General features: G+C 38.9%; 6 protein-coding genes and 3 pseudogenes. 2 read left to right on the top strand and 7 right to left on the bottom strand.

What is annotated here, in order from left to right:
• Nucleotides 1-44: 44 nt before the first annotated feature.
• Nucleotides 45-1,079 carry a PocR ligand-binding domain-containing protein gene (locus NST74_RS14890; protein ID WP_341115898.1) on the top strand — a complete coding sequence of 345 codons (1,035 nt, stop codon included), beginning with the start codon at nucleotides 45-47 and terminating at the stop codon, nucleotides 1,077-1,079.
• Between the two features lie 48 nt (nucleotides 1,080-1,127).
• Here the strand turns inward: NST74_RS14890 and NST74_RS14885 are convergent, their stop codons facing one another.
• The 3 genes and pseudogenes from NST74_RS14885 to NST74_RS14875 form a co-directional block, all read right to left on the bottom strand.
• Nucleotides 1,128-2,054 (bottom strand): VanZ family protein, encoded by a 927-nt coding sequence (locus NST74_RS14885; protein WP_341115897.1) that lies wholly within the window; start codon nucleotides 2,052-2,054, stop codon nucleotides 1,128-1,130.
• Nucleotides 2,055-2,267: 213 nt separating this feature from the next.
• Nucleotides 2,268-2,357, bottom strand: a pseudogene (locus NST74_RS14880) (aldo/keto reductase); the annotation flags it as partial.
• A 199-nt stretch (nucleotides 2,358-2,556) separates the two neighbouring features.
• Nucleotides 2,557-3,003, bottom strand: a pseudogene (locus tag NST74_RS14875) (MFS transporter); the annotation flags it as partial.
• Nucleotides 3,004-3,187: 184 nt separating this feature from the next.
• Here NST74_RS14875 and NST74_RS14870 point away from each other — a divergent pair.
• A pseudogene (locus tag NST74_RS14870) lies at nucleotides 3,188-3,655 on the top strand (TetR/AcrR family transcriptional regulator).
• 56 nt (nucleotides 3,656-3,711) lie between these two features.
• On the opposite strand, the gene NST74_RS14865 reads toward NST74_RS14870, so the two are convergent.
• The 4 genes from NST74_RS14865 to NST74_RS14850 form a co-directional block, all read right to left on the bottom strand.
• A complete protein-coding gene (locus NST74_RS14865; RefSeq protein ID WP_341112889.1) occupies nucleotides 3,712-6,882 on the bottom strand; it encodes an ATP-binding cassette domain-containing protein in 3,171 nt (1,056 codons plus the stop codon).
• A gap of 103 nt (nucleotides 6,883-6,985) precedes the next feature.
• On the bottom strand, nucleotides 6,986-7,402 hold the full coding sequence (locus NST74_RS14860; protein WP_339291154.1) for an SRPBCC family protein: 417 nt from the start codon (nucleotides 7,400-7,402) through the stop codon (nucleotides 6,986-6,988).
• Nucleotides 7,402-7,731 carry an ArsR/SmtB family transcription factor gene (locus tag NST74_RS14855; RefSeq protein ID WP_445254094.1) on the bottom strand — a complete coding sequence of 110 codons (330 nt, stop codon included), beginning with the start codon at nucleotides 7,729-7,731 and terminating at the stop codon, nucleotides 7,402-7,404. The genes NST74_RS14860 and NST74_RS14855 overlap by 1 nt, the downstream gene beginning before the upstream one ends.
• Nucleotides 7,732-7,911: 180 nt before the next feature.
• Nucleotides 7,912-12,051: a DUF6923 family protein gene (locus NST74_RS14850; RefSeq protein WP_341112886.1), complete on the bottom strand. Its 4,140-nt coding sequence runs from the start codon at nucleotides 12,049-12,051 to the stop codon at nucleotides 7,912-7,914.
• Nucleotides 12,052-12,237: the final 186 nt, after the last annotated feature.

Below are 12,237 nucleotides of genomic sequence, written 5' to 3'. Positions count from 1 at the left end.
TAATGTTCATTATGTTTCTATAACTTTCCTAGGAGAATATCATGATGCCCAAATCTCGCTTTAATTTAGAAGAAATTATTGATTTGAAGAAATGGGAGAAATTGCAGGACTCCTTATCACTTGTCACTAAAATGGCCATCCTTACCGTTGATTATAAAGGTGTTCCTGTGACTAAGCACAGCTTCTGTCAGCCATTCTGTCAAGGCGTGCGTCAGGATTCTAACCTCTCTCAGTACTGTCAAAAATGTGATGCTCGTGCCGGCATTGAAGCTGTTCGCCAGAACAAGCCTTATATTTACTTATGCCATTTCAACATTATCGATATTGCCATTCCAATTATTATTGACGATCAATATTTGGGTGCAATTATGGCCGGACAGCTTAAGCTTCGTGAACCTGACGTGTCACAACTGGAGCAGATTGTATCTAGGCCACCTAATGTTGAGGCGAACAAGAAGTTTAATTCGCTCAAAGAGGATTACGATGCACTCCCTGTCTTATCCTATGATGAAGTAACGAAGTGCGTTGATCTGCTGCTTCAGTTGAGCACCTATATCGTAGAAGAAGCCATTCAGAAACGTACCACAGTTGATTTGTACAAAAGAGTGCTGACCTCAAATATTGACACAACTGCTTCAGCAGAAACCTTTGACGAGACAGACCGTGCGTATCGCAAAATCCAATCTATCCAGCAAGAACTGTCAGGGGCGCTCATCGAGACCAAATTGAAAAATGGGGCTCAAAGGTTCCTCTCTACAAATTCAGTGCTTCAGCCTGCGTTCGATTACATCTATGCGCACAAAAATGAAAATTTCAACCTAAAAGAAATGGCCAAGCTTTGTCATATCAGCCCTAGTTATTTCAGTCGCATATTTACAAAAGAAACAGGTGAGAACTTCTCCCTCTTCGTTGCCAGGCTCAAAATTGAATGGGCCAAGCAGTTGCTGGAAACCACTGACGCACCTATTAATCAAGTGAGCGATGATTTAGGATTTTGTGATACTGGTTATTTTATTAAAACATTCAAACGGTTCGAAAACCTTACCCCGGCTGTATACAGGAATATGTATATGAGTTGATCAGCAAAACAAACCCTCCGTTAATAAAATTAACGAAGGGTTAACTCCTCATTCCCACCAGTGTTTCATTTCACTGAATCCTACATCCCATAGCTTCACATTCCCTTTGAGGGTAATGGTTATTTCACTTACGGTAACTAACGATGTATTTATAAGCTCAGCTTGTGGACTATATTGTTCAGTCGATTGAAGCATTACGTTACCATCAACTGCAATAATGAGTTCACTATTAGAATCAACATGATCAGGGAAACCAAAGTTGTAATATAGCAACACCTCTTTTTTATCATCAAAAGTGTATTTGTATTCTTTAATTTCTTTACCCTCACTGCTATACAAGTTCAATTTTGGTATGATTTTTTCACCTGCAATAGCGAAGCTGGGAAGATCATGCGTGATGGGCATACTTCCAGTAAGTTGTTTCAGTGTTTGTAATCCCTGTATAGGTCTTTCACTTTTCTCTAGAGTTACATCAATGATCTCAGAGATTCCCATGATTCCAATCAATAGAACAACAACAGTTAAAGCCGATTTAATAAGTGATTTCCAAGTGATTTTTGAAATAAATCCTATCTTATAGGCGCAAAATCCGATCATTGCTCCTAACGTATTGGAAATGACATCATCTACATCAAAGGAACCTAAAAAAGTTAAAGCTTGAAGTGTCTCCAATACAAAAATCGTTAAGATAAACAAACAAATAAACTTTTTAAAATGAGTATGATACAACAAGGGCAATAATACGCCAAAAGGAATAAAGGCAGCGATGTTCCCAAAGTTATAAATCCAAGAAAAGGATAGGTCAGTGAGATTGGGAAAACGAAGCGGAACACTTTCTGGAATCAACATAAACGTGTATCCATACTGGCTTGTTGCATGCTCTACTCTATTGAAAGCAAGAAACAAAAAATATAAGATCAAAAGCGTATACAAAATAGTTCCTATAACAAGAATTTTGCGCAATTTAACTCCCATAATCACTTCACAATTCCTTCCATAAGTCGATGGAATCAGTATAGCTCTCCAAAGTGACTTTCCAGTGACACAGAAGGTGACGATTTAGTCATTCAAAGCTTATTTCAATAATAAGACATCACTTTATAAAAACAACTTCATATCGTACGGGGTTAGTTCAGGTCAAAAAAGGGTGCCCCAGCAGCCTTTTCAAGGCTTTTGGAACATCCCTTGAGCTATTCTTTCCAAATCTTCTTGGTTTAATTTGAAGTCAAAAATATTAAAGTTTTCGATGATTCGTTCTTTATGAGTAGATTTTGGAATGCAATCACGCCTCAGGAAATAAACCTGTTGATGGGAAGTTTATGAACAATTATAAAAAAATGCATCGGGTCTATGGACTCGATGCATTTTTTTTGTTCTAATGGCTGTCTTAACTACTGTTTAGCAGGATTAAAAAAGTAGATTCTCAGAAAATTCGTTAATAAACTCATTGCCAAAAATAACACTCCTCCTATAACGATGGTACACCAAGAACCATACCTCCTGTCACACCGAACATGACCTTTAGAAACAGCTTTTGGAGCTTCTTCCTTACTGACTGAAGTAGCAGCTACTGTCAAAGCCAACGAACAATAAACTGGATGAAAAAAGGCTGGAATCACACGAGCAATTAACAGCACATTAAAGTTTGATGTGAAAATGGAAATGATATTCCCAAGAATAAAAATACCAAGTACAAGCAACATGACTTTTTTCCGGTTTAAACTTGAGAATAATAACGGCATCGTAGGACCAGCAATCGAAACAGCAAGTGCAAAGAGACTAACTAACAGCCTTGCTTTGGACAATGAAACATGATAGTTATCTGCTATTTGAGGTTACATTCCTAAACCCCCATTTCAGTTGTTAGGATGCCGAAGACTCCTATAACTAGAATAAGTAAATACAAATGATTTTGTTTTGCCATATTAACCCCTTACCTATATATAATTTTTTTATGCTCGAAAGTATACGCTGGTGAATTATTACTCTCATGTATATTATTATTGATGAGTTAAGTTTCTTCAATTAGAAAATATCCGTGATCCGTGTAATAATTCACACATTGCTTTGATCTGTTTATTATCTGCAAGAAAGTTTGGTGACTCTACGTGACAAAGGTTGATAGAAGAATTCTTAAATCTCAGGCAGCCATAAAAAAAGCAATGACTGAACTGATGTCTGAAAAAAATTCGATGCTATAACGCTAAAAGATATTTCTGACAGAGCGGATGTTAGTCGAAGAACAATCTATCTGCATTACGAGGATAAATATGATTTATTAGATAAGTTAATTGAGGAACATATCAATGAACATAGAGAATCCTGCAGTTCAGAATCGGAAATAAGCTCAGCACATCATAAGTTGATCTGGTTTGAATATATCGAACATAAATATCAAGAGTGAATGGGAGATGTCAGAGGGAAAAAAATAGGGGTTATACGAAGACGTTATTCTTCAGTTTATTGCACCAGCGTATGTAGGGATCGTGGAATGGTGGTTTACAAACCAAATGCCTTATCCACCTGACGTTATGGAAAAACAATTGGAAATTTTATTGGATAATAACCTATCCTAAGTTTCTAAACCCAAAGCCCAACTTCTCCGTAAACCAATAGAGAAGTTGGGCTTTTATTAATTATTATCTTCAAGATATTGATAAACGGCCATCATTTCTTGTTTGTTCAACTCACGAATACGATTGAAAATTGGAATATCTGCCACTGCTTCAATATTTGAGCCTTCAGACACAACATCACTTACATTGCCTGTTAGCCAGGTCTGAACATCAATACCTTCAACGGTTTCCTTCCGGCCTTCATCATTAATTCCACTTGCATAACAACTAACACATGGAATCGTTAACTTATAAACGCCATCGTGGAGTCCATCTTCTGATATAACTTTCTTTCCTTTACAGAATGGACATGGTTGACTAGCTTTTATCTTATTAATTAAAGTGACCAATTTTTTGTAACCAAACGCTTCATAAACATAGGTCAGCTTTTTGTATTTTCCATTCGTGAAATACTTATCAATGATGTTTTCTCTGGTTTCGGTGATATTGTCAAAATCACAAATGGTGATTCGATTATTTATGCTGATGGATTCTATACTATTGCTAATTACTCCCCAGAAAGGCAAGGCATTTTGCAACACCATTTCATAGTATGCAAAGCTTGCCAGCTCTAGTTCAAGCATTTTCAAAGCAACTTGTGTTTCCCTTGGTAAAAGAGAGACTTCCTCTGTCAGAAGCATATCGCCGCCGACAATGGCTTTCATTTTTTGTAGTGCCGGTAATTCTCCAACAGTTCTAATCACTTGATCGAGAGGTTGTCCAATGATCTCACGAATATCCGTGTCACCAAACTTTAGCTTCTTATGATGATTAAGCACGGTTCCTTGACAGATTGGACAGGTAATCATTATTTTAGATTGTTTGATATGCTCTTTAATAATCGACTTCGATATCACCATGTAGTTCCCAATGATGTAATTAAAGCCTTCCCAAGTCCTCGTTGCTTTGCTTGCCTTATCATAAAATGACTTTTCCCAATATCCGTACCAAAAAGTATGTTTTTCTGCATCCGTCATCTCATTATAACTTTTGCTGAGATCATGTCCGAGTTCATTCTTAATCTCTTCAAAGATGAATTTTATTTTGGGGAATTGATAGAATTTTAGGATATCCATTGCATCTGGATGCAATAAGCCCTCCCAAAACGGTACATTTTTGTCCTGAAGAACAACTTCAAAATCAAACTTTTCAACGACTCGACGTCCCTTACAGCATGGACAATGATTGTCTTGATAATAGAAATCGAAGCTACTCGTATCTTTATTGGTGGGATGCGCCGTTACAATATGGTTAATCAAGCCACCAATCTCATACAGAAAAGTATATTGACTATATAAGTGGCGTTCCAGATCAATGGCAATGACAGGTGCAATGGTATCCGATTCGTATTCACCATAAATCAAACGCGCCATAGAGGATAAGCTTTTTAAGATGCCGCCTTTATAGATATTTTCAGCATTTTTAAAATAGGCAATTTGATCATCTTTTAAGTAGTTAACACCATTTTCTTGACGCAGTGTTGAAGAAATCTGCAATGGAGCGACAGGCGTTTCATTGTTGTGTTGACGATAATATTCTTCATGGCTGACAACATCGAGATGCTCCACGGGTTCAAGCTGTCTTTTGCCAAAATCAACGATAAAATCAGAGTTCTCCAGCATATACGAGTTATGTTCAATCATCATAATGGATACAGTTTCATCCTGAAGAATAACTCTAATGCTATCAATGAATTGATTTAGAATATTTTGTGATAACCCTTTGGAAGGCTCGTCAAAGATGAATAGCGTATTCGGATTTCTTGAACCCGCGAATAGCTCAGAAACTAAATGGACACATTGAAATTCTCCTGTTGATAAAGACTGTGTTTTTCTTTCCAACGTCAAATAACCAAGGCCAAGCTTGATCAATAAACTTAAGCGTTTATGAGCAATGTCTTCATTTGGCAATTCATCAATAATATCTTCAATCGAGCGCTGAAAAATATCATCAATCTCTTCACTGTATTTAGTGAGTTTTCTTTTAATATCCAGAAAAGTTGCAACGGTCGACCGACTGGTAATCGATTGGTTTCGATCTTGCCCCACAATGACCAGCTTATCTTTGGGATATCGCGTAACAAAATCTTTGGATATACACTCATTGACCAGTGTTGACTTACCACATCCAGATTCACCAGTGAATGTTACAAGTCTATTACGGGGGATCTGAATTTCAGCCATTTGAATATTACGACAGAAAAGATCATAAAAATGATAGTATTCAGTGGGTGCAGCCTGATTTATCTCCCCATTGATCGGCGCAGGACGTGGTGATTCTTCAACGATTTTTCCGCCATATTTCCCACTACCTGGTCCGAAGAACAATTGATCGTCCGTTATGTCTAATACCGTGTCCGAATGATCAATAAGCCAAATTTGATTCTTAAAACCTAATTGTTTAATCTGCTCTAATATTTTCAAAAGGGTTTGGTGATCCAGACCCACAGAGATTTCATCTATGATAATTACGGTGTTTTCACTGGTTGCCATGAATTCTGCTAAGTAAAGTCGTGTTAACTCTCCACCTGACAAAGTACCCATAATCCGATTTAAGGTTAAATAACCAATATTCATATGGATAATGTTTTTTAGAATGTTTTGTTTACCTTCACTAATGTTCAGCACTTCTGCTAGTGATAAAATAGTTTCGACACTTAAATCGTTGATATCAGAAATACTCATGTCTTGATTCAATAACTTCATTTTGTATTGTTCAGTTTCTTGATTATAGCGCTTCCCTTTACACTTTTTACATTCGACATTTTTAGTAGTTCCGCGACCTTTACAATCTGGACACCAGCCTAGTTCATTATTAAATGAAAAAACCTCTGGTGATAGGTTATATTGTTCAGCAATCGCAACACGAATCTCTGTAAACACACCCGTATGTGTGCCAATAGTTGATCGAGGATTAGAAGAAATGGATGATCTCCCTAGAAAAAGTACAAGCGGCATTTCTTCCATCTGGATCGCACTGAAATTAGTTTCCATAATGTTAGGGAATAAATACTGATATTCTGCCTTTGGCAATAAAGAAACGAGACGCTTCTTGGATTCTTCACCGATGGTTTGACAAAAAGTTGTTTTACCAGAACCGGACAACCCAGCAATCCCTAGGGATTGATCTACTGGTAGTACTGCATCTAACTTATTAATATTGTTCGCAATTAATCGGTTTATTTTCATAGTGGTATCATCTCATCTCCATTCTCTTCATGTAGTATTGCCATGATTTATTCCATTAAAAAGGGCACTTTCCGTGTTTCAGAAAAGCGCCCTATTCTTGAAATTACAGTTCTGCTAATACTTTTTCAAGCTGACTGCCCATATTCACCCAAGCATATTTAGCACCCTCGATAGCGCCTTGGCGAGCTTTGGTCTCCTCACTAAATCCAGATTGAGCAAGGTGCAGATGAACCTTACCATCTTCCTCTTTGCTCAAAGTCCAAGTAACTGTTGTACCTTCTCCAGCACTATGCCAAGTATAGGATAATGTATGTGGCTCGTCTACTACGAGAACCTCGCAATCAACAATACCATCCCACCATTCATTTGGCTCTGCACGAAATTGAAATTTATGCCCTACGACTGGCTTAAAGTCATTGCTCCAAATCCATTTCGCAAGTGTATCTGAATCCGTCAGAGCGTTCCATACCTTCTCGATGGAGCTTGTAAATTGATAATCTAAGGATACATCCGGTTTCATTATTCTTCCTCCAATAAAATTTTTAGTTTATCGATTCTATCTTTCCAGAAGCCTTCGTAAAAAGATACCCAATCCCGAATTTCTTTCAATGGATTGGCATTCAAACGATACCTCGTTTCTCTACCAACCTTTCGAGCAACTACAAGATTAGCATCTTTAAGAATAGACAAGTGCTTAGAAACTGCAGTACGACCCATTTCAAAATGAATCGTGATTTCATGTAGGGGTATTTCATCAACATCAGCCAGGATTTGAAGTAATTTTCGCCTTGTTGGATCTGCAACTGCGTCATATACATCTCTCACTTGACTATTATCGTTCAAAACCACCCCCACCTTTTCCGTAATATTACCTGTAGTGTAACTGATTATACTTCATCAGTACGTAATTGGACACCATTTGGTGTCTATTTGATTATAGGACACCAAATGGTGTCGTGTCAAGATTCCTATTCCTTCCATTAACAGTTTCTTAAGCGGATACTTCCATCATGGGGTACCCGCTTCTAATTATTTACGTTTCAATTTTAAAGCCTTTCGAGAACGATTTTTTCGTTTCTGCGCTGCTCTTCTGCATTTATCGCATTTATGAGTTTTCGTGCATTTTTTACATCTCTTTATTTTGTGAGGTTTACGGATGTTTTTACATGAATCACATTTATGATCTTTACCGCACTTTTGGCATTCTTCGCCTTTCTGAATATGAATAACGAATGTCGAGGAATTATTGGTTGGTACCGGATCTGGTGTTGATGCACTCACTGTTGCCGTATTAGAGATCATATCCTCTGCGAAAGAGCTTATTTTCCCTCTAATTATAACCGTGACTGATGATCCGTTAGCCAGTGTTCCTAATGCGTAAGAACCGCTCCAAGGTGAATAGTTCAATCCACCATTCGTAGAGAACTCGACATTTCTAAGCATACTTGAAACAATATCTGTTAAAGTTACATTTTCTGCATTCGAAGGTCCTGCATTAGATACTACTAATGTATAGCTGATCAACTGACCCGGGCAAGCTCGGTCCGCACTTCCAAATTTGACAATGGATACATTCGCTGTTCCGATAATATTGACCGTAACCGTTGATGTATTATTAGCAGGATTTAAATCCGTTGTTGTGGTACTTACGATTGCCGTATTGGATACTGGTCCACTAGAGAAAGTGTTCACGATGCCTCTAATTAATATCGTATTGGAAGCGCCATTTGACAATGCGCCTATACTCAAGGAACCACCCCAAGGAGCAAAGGTCGTTCCTCCATTTGTAGAAAATACTACGTTTGAAAGCACATTAGACACCGCATCAATTAAAGTTACATTCTCAGCGTTGGACGGTCCAGTGTTAGACACGACAACGGTATACGTGAGGGGTTGGCCGGGAGCTACGGGATTTGGACTCGCTGTTTTTACAACTGAAAGATCAGCCGAAGTGTTGATTGGTGTACTGATTGGTGTACTGATTGTTGATGTGTTATTCGATAAATTTAAATCTGATGAATTCGCATTCGATATTTTAACGAAGGGGAGATCGGAAGATGCATTCACCGGGATAACGATGGTTGACGTGTTGTTCGTTGGATCCGGGTCTGGTGTTGTTGAGCTAACGGTTGCGGTATTTGTAATTGTATCCACTGCTTCATTGATAACTGTCCCTCGAATGATTATTGTAAGTCCAAAGCTGTTTCCCAATGTGCCGATCGTATAGGAACCCGACCATGGATTAAAGGCCCTTCCTCCATCGATTGAAAACTCTACGTTGATAAGCTGATTTGGTACACTATTTGTAACTACCACATTATCAGCATCAGAAGGGCCTTCATTCGTTACCAGCAAGTTATAGGTGAGTAATTGTCCTGGAATAACGGTACTCGAGCTCGATCTTTTAACGATAGAAAGATCCGATGATGCATTCACTGGGACACCGGTCCTTGACGTGTTGTTCGTTGAATCTGGATCTGGTGCAGTTAAACTTACGATCACCGTATTCGTAATGTTTCCTGTAGCAGACTCTTCAGAGCGTTCTGGGTTAATGATTTTACTAGGAACAGCATCTATTAACATATCCCCCTCGGTATCCGATGGGTCGTCATTAGTAACGCTCACAGTATTGAACAGATCCGGGTCAGCTTCTTTGATATTCGGCGAAACTGCAGAAGGATTTACTGTCCTCCCCTCCGTTAAGGTAACATTTTCCTCATTTGAAGGTTCTGCAATGGTCGTAAAAATAGTGGGAGTAAGTACTTGATCTGCGGTGACTGGAGAAGGGATTGCTGTTTTCTCAACGGTAAGATCAGCCGAATTGATAATCGGAGTAACGGATGTCGAAGTGTTATTAGACAGTTCAGGATCGGGTGTTGTGGAATTAATCGCTGCTGTATTAATAATCGTTCCAACAGATGAATGAGATACTATTCCTTGAAGTATTATTATAACTGTATTCCCGTTGATTAATGTTCCTATGTTATAAGAACCGTCCCACGGATCAAAGGTAACGCCTCCATCTACAGAGAATTCTGGATTCGTCATTTGACTAGGTACGGCATCGATTAACATTACATTTTCTGCTAATGATGGTCCTGCATTTGACACAACGATCGAATATGTCAATAAATCTCCTGGGACGGCAAGTGTTGGATCTGCTAATTCGATTACGGATACATCTGCTGATTGATTCACCGTTGCAAAGGAAGTGGATGTGTTATTTATTGGATCCGGGGCTTCAGTAGTACTGCTAATGATTGCCGTGTTGATAATTGTCCCCACTGCAGTATCGCTAACCGTCCCACGTATCAGAACTGGAATGGATTCATTTGCTGGCAATGTTCCCAAGCCTATGCTTCCAGTCCATGCTAGGAAAGTTGCTCCCCCGTTTAGACTGTATTCTGGATTAAGGACTTCCGGTGGAATCAGATCGGTTAACAAAACATTTAAAGCGGCATCCGGTCCGTTATTTATAACTTTAATGTAGTACTCCAGCTCTTGACCCGGAAAAACAGGAATAGGAGTATTCGATTTGTCTACCAATAAATCTGCTATGTTATTAACCTCAAGAATATGATCTTCTACCTCTCCGTCAGATGCCGCTCCCAAGCTTCTTGTATCCACTGCTGTCGGAGATATATTTTGGTTCACTAGCGTATCCGTCGTAAATTTGAGTCTGACAGAAGTTTGCGTAGGCGCCAGAATTACTCCAGGGGGTAATGTAAAGGTTAACGGTACAATTTGTGTTCCGGGCCGGGAAGATACCACCTGAACCGGAGCCGCTTCATTCCCTTGAAAGATGCCGTTTGTGTTAAAGTCTAGCCATCCGTATAAGTTAGCTGTACTTCCGATTGTATTGGTCACTGTTGCAAGAAGTGTGTAACTTGTGGCACTTACTGAAAGTGTTGTGAGAGGAACTGAAAGTCCATCGATCTGAATCCCCTTCGAAATATCGTCACCCGTTACAGTAGAATTCTGATCCGCGTCGAGCTCTGATGTTATTTGTGTCCCGAGAACAAGTCCATTTCCTGCTACAGTATCTGAAGTGTCACTAAAGTCCAAATTAATAACAGCTTGAGGACATAAGGTAGCATCATTAAATGAAGTAGTTTCCGTGTTAGAGAATAGGGTTGCCGTAGCCGTGTTGCCAACGATGGTGTAGCGATAGATATTACCCGTACTATTAGAAATCGCATAAATATTATGGTTAAAATCGATCGCCGCTGCTCCGAACGGTCCAGCGTTACGTGGGGTTGTCGTTAAATTTGTAATCGCACCCGTAGCAGGATTTATTCTTTTCATCACACCTGTTGGTGTGATGCCATATAGACGACTATCTGAGCTATTATAAACCCAGCCGCTGACATTTAGAGCCGAGCTCAAGGGAACTCCAAAGTTGCTGGTTTGCTCGGAAAATTCATTGGCTGGGTTTACCAGCTTCAAATAAGTAGACGCGTTTGGCCGGAGATCAATTACATAAAATCGAGATTCTTTATTAACAAAAATATAAAAGAAACCATTCAAATCAAAGGTTCCGGTGGTATAGCTGTCGGAGGGAAATCCGGGTGGCAGTGGAAATAATGGAGTGACGTTTCCACTGTTATCTACTCGAACGAGATTATTATTAAGCTGATCATATCCATAAATATAGTTATCCAGTGGATTATAACCGATTGCATTTATATCTACAGGTGGACTAACCGTTCCTTGAATAACCGTTGCACCTGTTACAACATTGAGGTAATACCAAACGGAAGGTCTTCCTGCAAATTGAATCATTGTTGTATTACAGCTTAAGGGATTATTTGTAGTATCATGGCTAAAGTTCTGATTGGCTACAGTTGCATTATTGCTGATTTGAGACTTTGTAACGGTTACGGTCAGTTTTCTTGGCCCATTTGACATTGTAAATCCACATGGCTGCGAAAAAGTAGTTGGCGGACAAGTAGCACCCGAATCTGTAACCGTCTCATAAACGAAATAACTTCCCGCAACGGTAATCGGAAAACTATAATCTCCATTGACATTCGTTAGCGTAGAAACACAGGTTCCACTCGAATTACTATATAGAACAACATTAACATTCGGAATCCCGGGTTCACCAGGATTAAACTGCCCATTATGATTTAAATCATTAAACACTGTTCCAGTAATGGTTGCAGCCATATAGCGTAATCTCCTTCCTCAACTGAACATTTTCAATTGCATACTTAAATGACCTACATCTATTATTGAAAATTTAGTAACCATTTTGTTCGTATTAGTAATACGCAAATGACTATTAGTGGGTGAGGGCTAACGCACAATCTGGGTAATTGTACTCTACTCTAAAACAAAGGCATCGAATCTGTG

Source organism: Paenibacillus sp. FSL F4-0125 (genome assembly GCF_038008565.1).
Taxonomy (GTDB): Bacteria; Bacillota; Bacilli; order Paenibacillales; family Paenibacillaceae; genus Paenibacillus_AQ.
This window is presented reverse-complemented; position numbering and strand designations above follow the sequence as displayed.